Genomic DNA, 17319 nt, shown 5'->3' with positions numbered 1-17319 from the left:
GCGCCCGGCGCCAATCGGTCAGGGCCGAGGAATAAAGCCCCTCACGGCGCAGGATGCTTGTGACACCGCCGGTGCCCTCTGACCGGTCCGTCTCATCCAGAATGCGCAGCTTGTATTTCGCCGTGAAACTGCGCCGCTTCGGCGTGCTCGTCAGCTCGGCCGTGGGGGCCAGCGGCGCTGAGACAACACGGGCAGGTGTTCGGGAAGCTGTGACGTCGGGTATCATATTGTCGGACGCGGCATTCGGCGAAACCAGCATCTGTGAAGGCATGACCATCTGTTCGTTCTCCTGCGCCCTCAAGTGTAAACTTCAGCCAGTCGATTGTCTCACGATTATTGGCACGGAGGGGCGCGCTCGGCAGATGGTCGAGCAGTGCTCCACTTGTCTCGCTGAACGGCAGGTAAGCCTTGCATTGCACTCCGGCGCTGATTGGTGTTAGCCCCGATTGTAATTCTTCCGCTTGAACGAAAATCGGCAGTCACCGCGATGCCGCTGATCTGCATCAGGGCGCTACAACCTTTGATCAGGTATTCTTTAAGGCGTCCGACAAGGTTAAATGGCCCTTCTGGGCTTCAAGTGGGCCATGGAATAAAACGTCTAAGCCGCCCGCGAGATCCAAGTTAACCTAACCAAGCGCGGCCGCTGAAAAAAACGCCAACCAAAAATAATTGCCCGATTGATATCCAATCGCGGTGTGAAAGGGGATGTATGACCAGCTACGCAAAAACGAGAATATCTAACCCTGCCCGCTATTTCAAAACGCCAGATATTGTTCTGAGGGACAACAGGCTCAGCCGTGATGATAAGGCGAAGGTTCTAAGGTCAATGGCTGTTGACGCAGATCAGATGCTAGAGGCCACGTCTGAGGGTATGACTGGTGCCAAGCCGGCATATGACGCTAAAGAACTTCAGTCTGCTCTGATCCAACTCGAAAAAAACAAAGAACATGGGACCGTTGATGAATCACGTCTGCAAAACGCGCGCTTCCAGCGGATCATGGTCGTAACGACCGTCAACCAGGATATGAACCGCGAAATCGCGGATGTCGCCTTTGACATGGCGGAGATCATGGGCGGCAAAGTGTATTTGCTTAGTGTTGTCCCGCCGGCACTCGAAGAGACCGGACTATCAGCTGCGGGACATATGGGCACCGTCATTCCTCTAGGCTCTGCTGATAACATTCAAGTCATTGAAGACCGCAATAAACAACTTGCGGAACTGGCCTTTGATAGCGGCACAGATATTGAAACCGAGATAGAAGTGCGCATCGGTCAAGTCGAAGAGGCGATCATTGAATACGCCGATGACTGCGAAGCTGATATAATCGTGGTTGGTTCTCCAAACCGTTCCTGGCTTGAAGCATTATTCGAATCTTCAATCGCCAGTAGGGTCACTAAATCGGCACCCTGTCCTGTTTTGATCGTACCACAGCAAACATAGCCTGTTTAGTCTTCGTCACTTACGCGAGGTATTTTGTTACATGTTCCCAAAGTCTAGTGCGGCCACAATTTCACAATCTGCTCGCCAGTCCCAGCCAATCACTTCGAGGTTGGTAGTGTATTTGTGGGCGTTGAAGCATCTTGGGCTCAAGATTGAAGTGCGACACCGACCGCCCGAAGGGCACAGGATGTTGCCACGGAAAGACACTACAAACACTTGGACGCCGAGGAACGTGGCGTGATCCTTGCGGCACCACCGGAACCGCGACGTCCCGTCAAACGTTTGTATTAGGCAAGGAGTTGAAATGACCAGTCTGCGCGCAAATTACCTGACAAAGCCAATCCACAAATGGGCCAAGGGTGTTCTGCCTGCCCTGTCCCAGACCGAAAGCGAGGCGCTAACCGCAGGCGAAGTCTGGTGGGAGGCCGAATTGTTTTCGGGCAACCCAGATTGGCCAAAGTTGCTGGCGGTCAAACCACCCAAGCTAACGGCCGAAGAGCAGGCGTTTCTCGATGGACCCTGCCAGGAACTGTGCGTGATGATCGACGATTGGAAGATCAACCAAGAGGACGGCGATCTGCCACCCGAGGTGTGGAAATTCCTACGCGACAACAGATTCTTTGGCATGATTATTCCAAAATCACACGGCGGGCTGGCTTTTTCTGCCTTCGCCCATTCCGAGATTATACGCTTTATTTCAACCCGTTCTGTGGCCGCCGCCGTTACGGTCATGGTGCCAAATTCGCTTGGGCCGGGCGAGTTGCTGCATCAGTTTGGCACCGATGCGCAAAAAGATTTTTGGTTGCCGCGTTTGGCCGATGGACGCGAACTGCCCGCCTTTGGCTTGACCAGCGCCGAGGCAGGGTCAGACGCGTCCGCGATGATTGATGACGGGGTGATTTGCAAGGGCGAGTGGCTGGGCGAGCAAGTTTTGGGCATCCGCCTGAACTGGGCCAAGCGTTATATCACGCTGTCACCCGTTTGCACCGTGTTGGGACTGGCATTCAAGCTGCGCGACCCTGACGGATTGTTGGGCGATACCGAAGACATCGGTATCACTTGTGCGCTTGTCCCAACCGACTTGAAAGGTGTGGAAACCGGGCGGCGGCATTTGCCATCTTCGACCATGTTCATGAATGGCCCGACCTCGGGTAAAGACGTGTTTATCCCCATTGAGAACATCATCGGTGGGCCGGATTATGCCGGACGCGGCTGGATGATGCTGATGAGCGCCCTTGCCGCCGGCCGCGGAATTTCGCTGCCCTCAATGGGCTGTGCTGCCATTGCGTTGTCGGCGCATGTGACGGGTGCCTATTCCCGCATCCGCCAGCAATTCAACCTTCCCATCGGCAAATTCGGCGGCGTGCAGGCGCGCATGGGGCGATTGGCCGCCGATGCCTATGTGATGGACGCGGCGCGGCATCTGACCTGTGCGGGGCTGGATGAAGGGCGCGCGTTGTCGGTGATTTCTGCCATTATGAAGGCTCACGCGACATTCCGTATGCGTGACGCATTGAATGACGCGATGGATGTGCATTCCGGCAAGGCGGTAATTGACGGGCCTTCGAATTACCTGCTGCCGCTGTATCGCGCCGTACCCATCGGGATCACAGTCGAAGGCGCGAACATCGTCACCCGTAGCCTGATTATCTTTGGCCAAGGGTCGATCCGCGCGCATCCTCATATGTTGGATAATATGCTGGCGTTACAAGAACCCGACCAAGACAAATCACTGGAGATGTTTGATAAATCTTTCTGGGCGCATGTTGGCCATACCAGCCGAACGCTGTTTCGGGCTTGGGGTCGGGCGCTGACCGGTGGGCGGTTTGCGCCAGCGCCCGATGCAGGCAAGGCGACACCGATTTACCGCCAGCTTGCACGCTGGTCGGCGGCCTATGCGCTGACAGCCGATTTCATGTTCCTGACACTAGGCGGGGCGCTGAAGCGCAAGGAAATGCTGTCGGGCCGGATGGGCGATATCTTATCAGACATGTATATCCTCTCGGCAGCCCTAAAACGGTGGCAAGACGAAGGCCGCCAACAGGCCGATCTGCCCTTGCTTCACTACGCCGCCGAGGATGCGTTCAAACGCATGCAGCAGGCTTTGGATGAGGTGATCGCGAACCTGCCGGCCCGCTGGGCTGCGTGGCTTCTGCGGTTTTTGACCTTACCGGGGGCCACGCAGCGCGGGCCAAGTGACCTTCTGGCCGTGGCGTGCAGCGATTTGATCTATGAACCTTCGGCCACTCGCGACCGCATCACGGGCCGTATCCATCTGGGTTGCAACAGCGATGGCGTGCAAGTGCTGAACACTTGCTATGCCAAGGTCGTGGAAATGGCCCCTGTTATGAAACGTTTGCGCGATGCGAAAAAGACCCCACAACAAGGGCTGGAGGCCGGCATCCTAAGCGCGGCAGAGCTGGTTCAAATCACGAAAATGAACGATCTGGTGGCGCAGGCCGTCGCGGTGGACGACTTCACCCCCAAAGAGTTCGCCCGCTATTTCAAAGGCCCTAAGACACAAAAACGCGTCAAGCCTAACCCCAAAGCGGAGGCCGCAGAATGACCGTATCCCACCGCCAACGCGTCTATCTGGCCGACGGCGCACGCACGCCGTTCCTAAAGGCCCGCGGCGGCCCCGGCCCGTTCACGCCCGTCGATCTGGCAGTGCAATGTGGCCGCCCGCTGCTGGCACGTCAAACCTTTGACCGCACCGCCTTTGACCTTGTGATCCTTGGCTGCGTCAATGTGATTGCCGATGAGATGAACCCCGCGCGTGTCGCCGCCCTGCGCCTTGGTCTGGGTGAATCGATGGTTGCCTTTACCATGCAGATCAACTGCGGCTCGGGCATGCAAAGCATCGACACCGCCTACCGCTATATCCGCGATGGCAGCCACCAAATGATCCTTGCGGGTGGGGCAGAGGCGCTCAGCCATGCACCCCTGACGCTGCGATCTTCGGCCGTGGAATGGTTCGGGCGCATGTATGCGGCCAAAGGTGCGTTGGATCAGGCGCGCGCGATGGCTGGCATCAAGCCCGCATTTTTCAAGCCCATAATTGGCTTGGAACGCGGCTTGACCGACCCGATCACCGCCCTGAACATGGGTCAAACCGCCGAGGTGTTGGCCCACCGCTTCAACATTAATCGCGAAACCGCCGATGCTTATGCAATGCAAAGCCATCATCGGCTGGCGCGGGCACAAGCGGACGGCACGCTGGATGCCGAGCTCATGCCAGCCTTTGACCACAACGGCACGGTTTATGACCATGATGATGGCGTGCGGCCTGACAGTGATATGGCAGGGCTGGCCAAACTTAACCCGGTGTTTGAGCGGCCCTATGGCAAGGTGACCGCGGGCAATTCCAGCCAGATCACGGATGGGGCAAGCTGGTGCATCCTCGCCTCGGAACGCGCGGTCGAGCAGCATGGGTTGCAACCCTTGGCGCAGATCACAGACAGCGAATGGGCGGGGCTGGACCCGTCGATCATGGGGTTAGGCCCCGTCATGGCGTCGACCCCGATTGCGCAGCGCAATGGGTTTGGTGTGGATGATATCGACCTGTGGGAAGTGAATGAGGCGTTCGCGGCGCAAGTGCTATCCTGCCTAGCCGCTTGGGATGACTATGATTTCTGTCGCGCTGTTCTGGGTCTTGACGCCGCCTTTGGCCACATCGACCGCGACCGATTGAACGTGGATGGCGGCGCGATTTCGCTGGGTCATCCGGTCGGTACCAGCGGCAACCGAATTGTGCTGCATCTGGCAAATGCCATGAAGACACGCGGCGCCAAACGCGGCATCGCCACCGAATGTATCGGTGGCGGCCTTGGCGGTGCGATGTTGTTGGAGGCAGTATGATGACAGGGCATGTGCTGAAATTCTTGGGCGAAACAAAATTGGAGCTTGGCGGTGCTGTCGCACGGCTTGGCAACTGGTGCGTAGGCCGTGACGGCGACGGCATTTTGTGGCTGGTACTGGATAAGAAAGACACTGGCACCAACACAATCTCGGAGGATGTGATCCGCGAGTTGGATGGACATATCAGTGCGGCGGAGGCAGATATGCCAACAGCGCTTGTGATCCGCTCCGCAAAACCGTCGGGCTTTGCGGCCGGGGCCGATATTTCCAGCTTTGATGACATGTCTGACACTGGGGCCGAAGCCCTTTTGCAACATGGCCACGATCTGCTGGACCGAATCGCGGCACTGCCTTGCCCGACGATCTGCGTGGTGCATGGTGCAGCCCTTGGTGCGGGGTTTGAACTGGCGCTTACCTGTGACTACCGTATCGCGACCCCCGGCGCGTCCTTCGGCTTCCCCGAGGTGCAGCTTGGCCTGCATCCCGGCCTTGGCGGCACCTTTCGATTGCCTGCTTTGATAGACCCACTGGACGCGATGACCATGATGCTGACGGGCAAAACTGCCCACACCGACCGCGCCAAAGCCTCGGGCATTGCAGATGTGGTGGTGCAAGAAAGGCATGTAGCCGCAGCTGTAAAGGCCGCCGCAAAGGGCAAGATTGACCCGCCGACACGGGGCCTAAAAGCCCATGCCATGGCGTTCGATCAAGCCCGCAGCCTTGCCGCCCGCCAAATGCGCAGCCAAGCCGAAAAGACTGCACCACAAGCGCATTATCCTGCACCCTACGCGCTGATTGATCTGTGGGAAAACCACGGCGGCGACCCCAAAGCCATGCAGCAGGGCGAGATTGAAAGCTTTGCCAGACTGCTGAAAACCACCACGTCACAAAACCTGCGCCGCGTCTTTTTCCTGCGCCAATCGCTAAAGGAAGCGGGCGCGGAGGATGACAGCATCACCCATGTCCATGTGATTGGTGCGGGAACGATGGGTGCAGAAATCGCCGCTATGGCCGCGATCAAGGGCAAGCGTGTCACTTTGGGCGACGTCAACACCGATCCGCTTGGTCGCGCCTTAGAATCAGCGGTGCAAATCTGCAAAGACAGCCACCTCAGCCTTATTGAAACCCGCAATGCGCTGGACCGGTTGATGCCCGACCCAAAGGGCTATGGCATCGGTCAAGCTGACCTGATTATCGAAGCCGCACCAGAGGCTATGGCATTGAAAGAAAAGATTTTCACCGACTTAAAAGGGCGGATGAAAGACGGGGCAATTCTTGCCTCGAACACGTCGAGCCTTTCGATTGCGGATATGGCAACCCATGCCCCATCAAAAACGCGCTTTGCCGGCCTGCATTTCTTCAATCCTGTGTCCAAAATTGACCTTATTGAGGTGGTAACAGGCCCAGACACTGATGCGCAAACCGTGACCCGCCTTGCCGCGTTCTGCAAATCCATTGGCAAACTGCCAACCATGGTTAGCGACTATCCTGGTTTCATTGTGAACCGCGTGTTGACGCCCTACTTGATGGAAGCGATGGTTTTGATGGACGAGGGCGTGTCGAGTGAGGCCATCGACACGGCCGCGTTGAGCTTTGGTATGCCGATGGGGCCAGTGACATTGGCCGATCAGGTCGGACTGGATATCGGCCTGCATGTTGCAGAGTCTTTGCGCGAAAGTCTGGAAAAACCAATGGCTGAAATCTCGACAGCCCTGCGCGACAAGGTCAATGCGGGCGATTTGGGCAAGAAAACCGGCAAGGGCTTTTATGACTGGTCCGACGGCACGCCGCATCCCCATTCCGATGCCGGGCTGCCAGCGGATTTGACCGACCGGCTTATCCTGCCGATGTTGAACGCTTGTGTCGAAGTCCTGCGCCAAGGCGTAGCCAAAACCGAGGATCAGCTAGACGGCACCATGATATTCGCAACGGGTTGGGCACCGTTCCGAGGGGGGCCGATGCACTATGCCCGCACCCGTGGCATTGCCGAGATCACGACCCGCCTGAATGAGCTGGAGCAAACATACGGCCCACGCTTTGCCCCCGATGCCGGTTGGCAAGCCCTTGGCTAGAGCGCCCCAGACCTTTACCGATGCCGACACGATGGCTTTGGCACTATTCCATCGGGCAAAGGGAACGATCCGCCTTGCCCTACCGCTCGGACTTGGCAAGCCCGTGACCTTGGTGAATGCCCTGACGCGCGCCGCTGTTGCCGACCCATCATTGAAACTTTCGATCTTTACCGCACTCACGCTTCAACGCCCCACCCCCGGCTCAGATATTGAGCGGCGGTTTTTGGAACCCGCCATGGATCGCCTGTTCGGGCGCTATCCAGACATCCTTTATGCCGAGCTGATTAAAAAAGGCAGTTTGCCTGACAACATCTCGGTGTCCGAGTTCTTTTTTCAGGCGGGTGTCTGGCTTGGGAATGACTATGCACAACGCCACTATATTTCGGCGAACTACACGCAGGCCCGCGATGATTTGATTGCGCAACAGCCCAATGTCTTGGCGCAACTGGTGCCCCAACGGGGCGATGCGTTCAGCCTGTCGTGCAATACCGATATCTCCTCCGATCTTTTTGCAATGCGCCGCGCGGGCGAGATGGATTTTATTGCTGTGGGCGAGGTGAATAACGCGCTGCCGTTCATGCAGGGGGCGGCGGTGGTTCGCGCAGACGCATTTGAAATGATGCTGGACCCGCCAAAACAGTTTGAGTTGTTTTCAGCCGTGCGCCGCCCCGTATCCGACGAACAACACGCCATCGGGCTTCATGTCTCACGCTTGATTGTGGATGGCGGAACGTTGCAAATCGGGATCGGCGCAATTGGCGATGCTGTGACGAATGCGCTGATGTTGCGCGACCGTGAACGCTTGGACGACCTATGGCACACGGCGCCCTTTCCCTTGGCAGGAACTCAGACTGGGCCTTTTGCCACGGGCCTTTATGCAGTTACGGAAATGCTGGTTGCCGGTCTGCTTGCCCTGTTCGACGCGGGCATCATCCGGAGGGAGGTTGACGGAACGGCAATCCATGCCGGCTTTTTCGTCGATGCAAGCGACATGTATGCGCGGCTACGTGATATGCCACAGGCAACTCAGGCAAAAATTCAGATGATGCCCGTCAGCTTTACCAACGCACTTTATGGTGATGAACAGGCCAAACGCGTTGCGCGGCAACACGCGCGCTTTGTGAACAGTGCGATGCAGATCAGCCTTTTGGGCGATGCGATGTCAGATGCGGCTGAACCCGGTCAGGTGGTCAGCGGTGTGGGTGGTCAGTTCAATTTCATTGACCAAGCTTTTGCGCTTAGGGATGGGCGCGCCATCCTGACACTTCCCGCGACACGCAAAAGCGGTGGTGCGGTCACGTCGAACATCGTTTGGCAACTGCCGCTGACCACCGTGCCACGTCACATGCGTGATATCGTCGTGACGGAATATGGTGTCGCCGATCTGCGTGGACAAACTGACGAGGCGGTGATCTGCCGCATGATCGCCATCGCCGACAGCCGTTTTCAACCCGACCTGCTGGCAGCCGCTAAAAAGGCAGGCAAGATCGCGTCCGATGCCAAAGTGCCCTTGGCGCATAGCAACAACTTGCCAAAGGCCGTTGCGCGGTGGCTCGCCCCCCATCGCAAGGAACTTTTTCCTGACTTCCCGTTCGGCAGCGATTTCAACCAGATCGAGCGTGTGCTTTTGTCGGCCCTGATGCAACTTGGTGATGCAGCAGGAAGCAAGCTGCAGCTCGCTGCCTTAATCTGGTCTTCCCTGATGCGGCCCAAACATCCAAACGAAGACAGCGCAATGGCGCGGATGGGTTACGCCGCAATACCGCGGCTGACCGAGGGCCTGCAAGCACGCGCTTTGCGGGGTGCGCTGCGCAGTCTTGTAACTAACGAGCGATAGATGTCACATCCCGGAAGCTGATAGAGCTGTTTTGTCGAACGGCTCCGGCTCAAGCTTGAGCCAGTGCTTCATCGCCTGGAAGGACGTCTTGCTGCCCAAATGTCGCTTTGACTCAAAATCTGGGTCGTCCGCGTTGGGCGTCGCTGGACCGCGTTCTTTGCCCTTATAGGTGGGATTCTGATCCGGTTTTTTCGTGATTTTCGATTTCATGGCGCGAACCACTAAGAATAGTAGCGCCCGATACGATCAACGGCGGAGAGTAGGTGGGATTCCTTTTAGTAAATTCGGAACAGAGCGGCCCTTACGAAGTCACCGGTGCCGACGCCGAACAACGCCGCTTTGATTACTGGATGCTTTTAGGCAAAGCTGATCGCTGCGAGTTGGAAGATACGGATGTCCGGATTGAAGCTCTACAATGCTGAAGCTGGATCTCTGCAGACATTCTTTGGCGTCATCGCAAAGGCAACGCCTCGCATAGCCCGTTGGATTTGGCAGGTTTTGTTCTGCATCGCCGCTTGCTAAAGCAGAACTGACGCGGCGCGTGCGCGCTGTAGCAATCTCTGCGGCGAGACGTTCACGCTGAATTTGGGCAATGTCGGCGTGAGCATTGCCCCACAGACCTGACGGTCGACTGCCCAAGCTCGTAGCCAATGCTTGAGTCAGGGGCCACCCAGCGCGTAATTCGAACCGGTTCAGAATGGGAAATACGCGGCAAAGCCGCTCGCCCCGGAGTCGGTGCGCTTTAGCCGCGACTGCAGGCTTACGAGCGGGGTTTTGGGCATGCTACTCATTTGAAGCGGGACATGGCGTTGTCGAAAGCGCTCGATATGCTATCCCAAGCCTTGTCGAAGCCGGACTTCATGTCGTCCCATGCGTCGTCACTCGCGTCGTGCAGCTCTTTCAGCTTCGCCTCAGCCTTGTCGCGCTGATTGCGCATCTCGTCGAGTTGCTTCCTGTATTCGATCTCCGCATCGGCGTCGGACCCGGCAACTTGCGCCTTGAATTTGTCGATCTCGGCGTTCCACTGATCCAGTTTCGCCTTGGCCTTATCGATGTATTGTTCTCTTTCGGTCATAGTGCGATCTCCTTCGGGGTTTGATGGCGCGATACGATGTTCCGCGCAATGCTACGTTGTCAAGTCGCTTGCGAAGTCGGAGGGGAGGAGTCCTGCCCAAGATGTTCGAAGCAGCGACGTGATTGTCGATCTACATCAATCGGGCACCGCAGCCTAGTTTGCGACAGGCCTTCCGCGTAGACTAACAACATCAGCGGCGGAAACTGTGCCCGCTTGGTTGGTCCATCTGCCACGGTCATGGTCTGAGAATCAACTGATCCAAAAACAATAGCGTTAACATGCATCAGTCAGCGCCCCATTGTGCGCAATGCCTCTTTCCGTCGACACTATTGGTCGGCCATGCCGTTTTTAGCCATGATGACGGCCTGAAATCCAATCAGCCAGTCTTGTCGGAAAAACAGAGCTTGAGCGGGGCTGACCGTTCGCCCAAGGTTCAGATCGCGGAAAAAGTCTGTTTGCACAACAACATGGATCAGTGCGCGATGTGGCACAACGCGCAACACTGTTCCAAAGTCATCAGTCCTAATCGCAATGCCGCGACAAAGGTAACCTGAAGAATGCGCTGGCTGCACGAAGGATCCGAAACCACCTTGCCAGACGGACTGTCGGCGAAAAGACGGGCGGTGCCCCTGCGCCAACCAGATTGAAAAGGAGACAAACAATGTTGATTGAAGCTTCGGATATTAAGGGTTTCACAATTGCTGCGACCGATGGCGGCATCGGTACCGTTACGGATTTCCTGTTCGATGATGAAAGCTGGACTCTCCGCTGGATCGTCGTCGAAACCGGCACTTGGCTGTCTGGCCGTAAGGTGCTGCTGCCGGTTTCGGTTCTGGGTCACCCAGATGCTGACGCCCGCAGCTTTCCTGTTCGTTTGACGATGGCTAAAGTCAAGGACAGCCCTGCCTTCGAGGCGCACGAGCCAGTGTCACGACAGCATGAAGAACGCATGTACGGCTACTATAGCATGAGCCCCTATTGGGGAAACGGCTTCTATATGGGCGGCTATGGCGGCTGGAGCGCAGGGATGTCAGAGACGCATTACGCCGATGCGAGACGACGGCAGGACGAGAGCTATGAAGCGCAGCATCGGGACGATGATCTACATTTGCGCAGCACAGATGCCGTAACCGGCTACAATTTGCAGGCCACAGACGGCGCCATCGGCCACATCGAAGGGTTTCTGATCGACGATACCGACTGGACAATTCATTTCCTGACTGTCGATACCAAAAACTGGTGGCCCGGCAAACACGTCCTGATCTCGCCACGCTCAGCGAAGAGTATCCTGTGGTCAGAAAACCTGGTCAATCTGGACGTTGACCGTCAGACGGTCATGGACAGCCCTGCTTATGACCCATCCGTTGCCGTGAACGCGGAGTTTGAGGCGCGGATGGCACGTCACTACATCCCCGCGGATACAAAAGCCTCCGTGTGACGCGTCAGGGGCATCAGGGCGGCCAAACAGCTTGACCCGCCGCAACCAATCAGAAGATCGGCGCGGTTCCATGGCCCCCGCCAATCTTTGATCGGGCTGCCACGCATCTTGCGTCTCCTTGATATTCAACCGCCCCGCCCGACAGAGAAATAGCAGGCGCCGACATATCCGGGAACCCAAAGCGTGACCATCTTGACGCCCGCAAACCCCAGCGACTCGCTGGATCTGAACCTGATTTGCCCAAACCCAAAGGATAATGCGGCGATAGTGGCTGCGGAGAGTGGAGGGATGCCGACACAAGCAGATTTGAACGCGCCCAAGTAGTTGCCCCATCAAGGCCATTAAGACTATCGGCAGGCTGAATTCGCGCAAGCGAGAGAGGAAGCGACATGACCGAACAAGAGAATGGCCCAGAGGATCAAGGACCGTGGAAAACCACACAAAAACGCAGGTCCCCCGAAATTGATGCCATGCTTCGCCGAGGCAGGGAACGCTTGGGCGGTATGCTTCCCGAAGGGCCGCCGTCTCTGAAAGTTGTTGTGGCCGCTGGCGTGGTCGCCCTTTTGGCGGCGGGCGCATGGTCGTCATATTACACTGTTCCCAGCGACTCGGTTGCAGTCATCCAACGGTTTGGGAAATTCACAGACGAAGTTTCGCCGGGTTTGCATTTCAAGCTTCCGCTCGGAATTGATGCCGCCACGCTCGTGCCGGTAAAGCGCCAGTTGAAGCAGGAGTTCGGATTCACGACACCGGGTGCCAGCGACCCTTTTCAAAGCCCAACGAATGGCCTGCGCGAAACCCAGATGGTGACGGGAGACCTGAATGCCGCCCTGGTGGAATGGGTCGTGCAGTACCGAATTTCCGACCCCTTGAAATACCTGTTCGAGGTGCGTGAGCCAGCCGCAACGCTGCGCTACGTCTCGGAATCCGTGATGCGTGAGGTGGTCGGCGACCGCACGGTCGACGAGGTTATCACCATCGGGCGGCAGGAGATCGAGAGCGAGGCGCTTTTGAAAATGCAGGAACTGACGACAAAATATGCCATGGGCATCAGCATCGATCAGGTGCAATTAAAGAACATCAACCCGCCCGGGCCGGTTCAGGCTTCCTTCAATGAGGTCAATCAGGCCCAGCAGGAAAAAGAGCGGCTGATCAACGAGGCTCGCCGGGAATACAACAAGGTCATCCCGCTGGCCGAAGGCGAAAAGGATCAGCGTATTCGTGAGGCCGACGGCTACCGGCTAAAGCGGGTCAACGAGGCTGAAGGCGATGCCGCACGTTTCGCGGCACTGTTGGCCGAATATGAGATGGCACCCGAGGTCACGCGGCGGCGGATATACTTGGAAACCATGCAGGATGTGCTGCCCGGCATTCAATCAAAGATCATCGTCGATGGACTGACCGGCAGCATCCTGCCGCTGCTGAATCTCGATCGGCCACAGAGGGACCAGCCATGAAAATCGGAATAACCATCATCGCGGGTATCGCAGTTGCCGCCGTCGTGACGGCATCCAGTGCAGTCTACACGGTTGGCGAGGTCGAACAGGCCATCATCACCCAGTTCGGCAAACCTGTCGGGGAGCCGATCACGTCGGCCGGGCTGAAATTGAAGCTGCCCTTCATTCAGGTTGTCAATCGGATCGACCGCCGGGTTCTGGAGTGGGACGGCAATCCATCCGACATGCCCACCAAGGACAAGCTCTACATCTCTGTCGATCTGTTCGCCCGCTGGAAGATTACCGATCCCCTCCAGTATTTTTTGCGCCTGCGTGATGAGCGCAGCGCCCAATCGCGCCTTGATGATATCCTTGGCAGCGAGACACGCAATGCGGTCGCTAAGCATGAGTTGATCGAGATTATCCGGACAACCAAGGGCCGGACACCGTTGCGTGATACGCTTCTGACGGATGAAGAAGTCGCGCAGGATATTGGCGCGCTTGTTCCCATCCAGAAGGGACGCGCCCTTGTGGAGCGCGAAATATTCGAGGCCGCAGCCGAGAAGGTCCGCGTTTTCGGCATCGAGCTTCTCGATATCCGGTTCAAGCGGATCAACTACAACGAAAGCGTGCGGCCGAAAATCTATGACCGCATGATTTCAGAGCGTCGTCAGATCGCTGAACGCTTCCTCTCTGAAGGTAACGGCGAAGCAGCACGTATCCGCGGCAACCGGATGCGGGATCTGAACAAGATACAATCCGAGGCCTATCGCGCTGTCGAGGAAATCCGCGGTGTGGCCGACGCCTCCGCAGCAGCAATTTATGCGGCTGCGTACAACACCAGTGCCCAAGCGGTGGAGTTCTATGAGTTCACCCGCACCATGCAGGCCTACAAGGACATGATTTCGGGGGGAACGACGCTTGTTCTGACGACGGACAGCGATCTTTTCAAGTTCCTGAGAGGAATGGAGGCTGGCACGTCGGCTGACAGCGACATTCCCCCCGGTTCCGGGGCCAGTACTGTGGCTGAGCGATGACCCGGTCGATGTCTATCCGATCAACCGTTAAAATTCGGGTGGCGGAGGCATCTGCCCATCCGAAGGCTGCTTGGCAGTAGTTCGTACCTATCGGCAATTACATCAAGGAGAACAATTCATGTCGAAGCTGACACAGACGAATGTCTTCCCGGTTTCCCAATCCAAAGCTGAGACGCCCATGGAAAAAACCACGCGCGCCGTGAGGGAAATCCTCGACGCAGATACGGAACAGCGCCAGATCAAGACAGCGCGGCTTCGCAAAGCACGTCGAGAGAGCGAAGCCAACCCGGTTGCCGAAGTCATTGGGCCCGCAACCAACGGAGTGCGCAAGACGCCAGGGGGCAAAGCCAGCACATGAATGTGTCGCGACCGTCGGCTGCAAAACATCCACGGGGTTGATCATTCCAGAACGCGCACCCAGCCGTAAAAGCCACTTGGAATATCGGGCGCAGGACCATGGGACGACTGTCCAGCCAGATTCACAACGGCCAGACGATCAACAACAGCGGCATGCTGACGGCGACCACCAGCACCTCGACCAACAGGCCCAACCGCCAGTAGTCGCCAAACCGGAACCCGCCGGGGCCAAGGATCAACGTGTTGTTCTGATGCCCGATGGGCGTCAGGAAAGCACATGACGCGCCAATCGCCACCGCCATAAGGAAACTGTCCGGATTGACGCCGAGTGTTGCGGCAATGCCAAGGGCGATGGGGCACAGGATGGCCGCAGTGGCGGCATTGTTCATCACGTCCGACAGAAACATGGTGGTGATCAACACAACGGCCAAAGCCGTGATGGGGTTGCCTTGCGCGATGGTCTCAACCAGAAACCGCGCGAGTTGATCGGCGGCACCGGTCGTCTGCATTGCGCCTGCAACCGGGATTAACGCCGCCAGCAACACGATTATCGGCCAGTCGATGGAGGTATAGATTTGCCGCAACGGAACCGTGCGCAAAAGCATTGAGGCCAGAACCCCAAGCGCAAAACCCACTGGGGCGGGTAGTAGCCCCAAGGTCACAATGCCGACCGCACCCAGCATGATCGCACCAGCGATGATTGCCATGCGCTTGTCAGGGATGCGCAACTCGCGCTCACCCAGCGGCACGCAGCCTGTATCCTTAATGAATTCAGCAATCATCTCGGCGGGGCCCTGCATCAGCACCAGATCACCGGATTTCAGCTTCAGATTGCGAAGCCGCGCCTGCGGGGTGCGCCCTTCTCGCGAAACAGCCAATAGATTAAGCCCATAGCGGGTCCGCAGCCGCAGGTCGCTGGACGAACGCCCGACGATGGTCGAGCCTGGCAGAACGGCCAGTTCTCGCAGCACCATATCCTCATCGCTCTCGTCTCTGTCTTCGGCCTTGTCATCCTTTTTTGTGGCGATTTCTGCTTTGGCCGTTTGCGATGTCTTTTTGGATGCGTCATCTGTCTTCACGTCTTCGCCGTCAGATGACTTTTTCTCCTCCTCCAGCTTGATGCCGAAGACCGACAGCGCTTCCGCCAGCGCGTCGACATTGGCCTGAAGCACCAAAATGTCACCCGCGAGAATACGACGCCCACCATGTGGCGCTGTTATGCGCACCTCATTGCGCACGAGACCGATAATTTGTGCACCACTATCCTCTATTTCGGCCTCGAAGCCGCGCAGGGTCAGGCCGACAGCCTTGCCTTTCTCGGGCACGCGCACCTCGGTCAGATAGGCACCGGTGTCAAAGTCGTCACCAACGTCAGATTTGCGCGCGGGCACCAGTCGCCATCCGATGGTGGCGATGAAAATAACGCCCAAGGCCGCAACCGCCACGCCGACAGGTACAAAGTCGAACATGGCGAATTGCCCCAGCCCTGCCCCTTCCCGAAAGCCCGAAACGATCAGGTTTGGCGGCGTACCCACCAGCGTGGTCATGCCCCCCAAAATTGTGCCGAAGGCAAGCGGCATCAAGACTTGGCCCGGCGTCAGCTCCAACCGGCCCGACAGCTGCACCGCAATCGGCATCAAAAGCGCCATGGCCCCAACATTGTTCATAAAGCCCGAAAGCACAGCACCCAGCCCCATCAGCGACGCCATGGTCATCAGCCGCCCGCCATTGCGCGGCAGAATGCTGCGCGCCAGCCAATCCACGGCACCGGTATTTCGCAACCCTTGGCTGAGTACCAACACACAGGCCACCGTGATCACTGCAGGATGGCTGAAACCCACAAAAGCCGCGCCAGCCGGTACCAGTCCTGCCACGACGCAAACCATCAGTGCAGCCAGCGCCACCACGTCATGGCGAAACCTCCCCCACAGAAAAAGCCCCATCATGGCAGCGAGAATGGAAAAGATCAGAAGTTGGGGGCTGGTCATTGAGACGGTTTTCCTGCTGGGTTGAGCAACTCCCCAATCCTTGGACAGTTTTTCGACTGATTTAGGCTAATGTCACGCCTGGTGATCGGTTTCGATGCTGTCGAAGTAAACCACAGCGAGCGATTGCGCGCTATAACTGTGCAAGGCGACTGATGGTTATGGAAGATGATCCAGCCCCCAACGCGCTCACCTAGATCTGCGAACAGCTTCCTTGAGCGTACAGATACTGTTTTGGCGGGCATAACTCTAACACGAAGCATGCTCCACGAGCGCCCACTGCACAGCCCTACCCGAGTATCCAGGGCGTGAATGGCATACCCCAAAATGCAAAAAACCCCCTCAATTTCAGGGGGACTCGTCAAACGTTGAGGTGGCGTTGAGGTAAAACTTCGAGTGCTATACCCAAGTGTTTTTGTCAGGTTCTATCTATCTGATCTTACGTGGAATTTTGGTTGCGGGAGTCAGATTTGAACTGACGACCTTCAGGTTATGAGCCTGACGAGCTACCGGGCTGCTCCATCCCGCGACGGTGGGCTTATTGGGCCCGTGCCCCAATTTTTAGTTTGGGGTTATATGACGATCGTTTGAGAGACAGCGTTTCTTACTAGGTTTGGCGGTGACCTACTCTCCCACGTCTTAAGACGCAGTACCATTGGCGCGACGGCACTTAACGGCCGAGTTCGGGATGGGATCGGGTGTTTTGCTCGCGCTATGACCACCAAACCGAGAAAGAAACGCTTCCCTGATTGCTCAGGGAGACAACATCAGTGGTTTTGCTAT

The 17319-nt window shown here is 57.2% G+C and carries 13 protein-coding genes, 1 tRNA gene, 1 rRNA gene and 1 pseudogene; 9 read left to right on the top strand and 7 right to left on the bottom strand.

From position 1 onward, the window contains the following. Positions 1 to 277: pseudogene (locus BMY36_RS20040) on the bottom strand (IS3 family transposase); the annotation flags it as partial. Positions 278 to 709: 432 nt separating this feature from the next. Here BMY36_RS20040 and BMY36_RS16930 point away from each other — a divergent pair. The 5 genes from BMY36_RS16930 to BMY36_RS16910 all read left to right on the top strand — a co-directional run bounded on the left by BMY36_RS16930 (position 710) and on the right by BMY36_RS16910 (position 9208). Then, positions 710 to 1441: a universal stress protein gene (locus BMY36_RS16930; RefSeq protein ID WP_050520420.1), complete on the top strand. Its 732-nt coding sequence runs from the start codon at positions 710 to 712 to the stop codon at positions 1439 to 1441. A gap of 304 nt (positions 1442 to 1745) precedes the next feature. Next, on the top strand, positions 1746 to 4007 hold the full coding sequence (locus tag BMY36_RS16925; RefSeq protein WP_050520419.1) for an acyl-CoA dehydrogenase: 2262 nt from the start codon (positions 1746 to 1748) through the stop codon (positions 4005 to 4007). Continuing rightward, the gene (locus tag BMY36_RS16920) at positions 4004 to 5299 is read left to right on the top strand and encodes an acetyl-CoA C-acetyltransferase (protein ID WP_050520418.1); all 1296 of its coding nucleotides are present in this window, start codon (positions 4004 to 4006) and stop codon (positions 5297 to 5299) included. The genes BMY36_RS16925 and BMY36_RS16920 overlap by 4 nt, the downstream gene beginning before the upstream one ends. Beyond that, the gene (locus BMY36_RS16915; protein ID WP_231579740.1) at positions 5296 to 7371 is read left to right on the top strand and encodes a 3-hydroxyacyl-CoA dehydrogenase NAD-binding domain-containing protein; all 2076 of its coding nucleotides are present in this window, start codon (positions 5296 to 5298) and stop codon (positions 7369 to 7371) included. The genes BMY36_RS16920 and BMY36_RS16915 overlap by 4 nt, the downstream gene beginning before the upstream one ends. A 103-nt stretch (positions 7372 to 7474) precedes the next feature. After that, positions 7475 to 9208 carry an acetyl-CoA hydrolase/transferase C-terminal domain-containing protein gene (locus BMY36_RS16910; RefSeq protein WP_244888693.1) on the top strand — a complete coding sequence of 578 codons (1734 nt, stop codon included), beginning with the start codon at positions 7475 to 7477 and terminating at the stop codon, positions 9206 to 9208. A gap of 3 nt (positions 9209 to 9211) precedes the next feature. On the opposite strand, the gene BMY36_RS16905 is transcribed toward BMY36_RS16910, so the two are convergent. The 3 genes from BMY36_RS16905 to BMY36_RS20035 all read right to left on the bottom strand — a co-directional run bounded on the left by BMY36_RS16905 (position 9212) and on the right by BMY36_RS20035 (position 10945). Further along, positions 9212 to 9418: a hypothetical protein gene (locus tag BMY36_RS16905; protein WP_050520415.1), complete on the bottom strand. Its 207-nt coding sequence runs from the start codon at positions 9416 to 9418 to the stop codon at positions 9212 to 9214. 577 nt (positions 9419 to 9995) lie between these two features. Next, positions 9996 to 10283, bottom strand: a complete 288-nt coding sequence (locus BMY36_RS16900) for a sll1863 family stress response protein (protein ID WP_050520414.1) — start codon at positions 10281 to 10283, stop codon at positions 9996 to 9998. A 326-nt stretch (positions 10284 to 10609) separates the two neighbouring features. Next, positions 10610 to 10945, bottom strand: coding sequence for a hypothetical protein (locus BMY36_RS20035; protein ID WP_175469324.1), 336 nt, complete (start codon positions 10943 to 10945; stop codon positions 10610 to 10612). Between BMY36_RS20035 and BMY36_RS16895 the strand changes: the two genes are divergently transcribed. The 4 genes from BMY36_RS16895 to BMY36_RS16880 all read left to right on the top strand — a co-directional run bounded on the left by BMY36_RS16895 (position 10945) and on the right by BMY36_RS16880 (position 14552). Continuing rightward, complete coding sequence (locus BMY36_RS16895; protein ID WP_050520413.1) at positions 10945 to 11721, top strand: PRC-barrel domain-containing protein; 777 nt, start codon at positions 10945 to 10947, stop codon at positions 11719 to 11721. The two genes, BMY36_RS20035 and BMY36_RS16895, sit on opposite strands and share 1 nt — an antisense overlap. Before the next feature lie 389 nt (positions 11722 to 12110). Continuing rightward, a complete protein-coding gene (gene hflK / locus BMY36_RS16890) occupies positions 12111 to 13178 on the top strand; it encodes an FtsH protease activity modulator HflK (protein WP_050520412.1) in 1068 nt (355 codons plus the stop codon). Next, positions 13175 to 14194: a protease modulator HflC gene (gene hflC, locus BMY36_RS16885; RefSeq protein WP_050520411.1), complete on the top strand. Its 1020-nt coding sequence runs from the start codon at positions 13175 to 13177 to the stop codon at positions 14192 to 14194. The genes hflK and hflC overlap by 4 nt, the downstream gene beginning before the upstream one ends. 118 nt (positions 14195 to 14312) lie before the next feature. After that, positions 14313 to 14552 carry a hypothetical protein gene (locus tag BMY36_RS16880; protein WP_050520410.1) on the top strand — a complete coding sequence of 80 codons (240 nt, stop codon included), beginning with the start codon at positions 14313 to 14315 and terminating at the stop codon, positions 14550 to 14552. 121 nt (positions 14553 to 14673) lie between these two features. Here the strand turns inward: BMY36_RS16880 and BMY36_RS16875 are convergent, their stop codons facing one another. The 3 genes from BMY36_RS16875 to rrf form a co-directional block, all read right to left on the bottom strand. Continuing rightward, on the bottom strand, positions 14674 to 16539 hold the full coding sequence (locus BMY36_RS16875; protein ID WP_050520409.1) for an SLC13 family permease: 1866 nt from the start codon (positions 16537 to 16539) through the stop codon (positions 14674 to 14676). 449 nt (positions 16540 to 16988) lie between these two features. Then, positions 16989 to 17065: transfer RNA gene (locus tag BMY36_RS16870), tRNA-Met, on the bottom strand. Positions 17066 to 17147: 82 nt separating this feature from the next. Continuing rightward, positions 17148 to 17262: ribosomal RNA gene (rrf, locus tag BMY36_RS16865) — 5S ribosomal RNA — on the bottom strand. Between the last annotated feature and the right edge of the window lie 57 nt (positions 17263 to 17319).

Origin of the sequence: Pseudorhodobacter antarcticus (assembly GCF_900110135.1) — a bacterium.
In the GTDB taxonomy this organism is placed as follows: domain Bacteria; phylum Pseudomonadota; class Alphaproteobacteria; order Rhodobacterales; family Rhodobacteraceae; genus Pseudorhodobacter; species Pseudorhodobacter antarcticus.
Note: the sequence above shows the minus strand (reverse complement) of the source record. Positions and strands in the feature narration are given on the sequence as shown.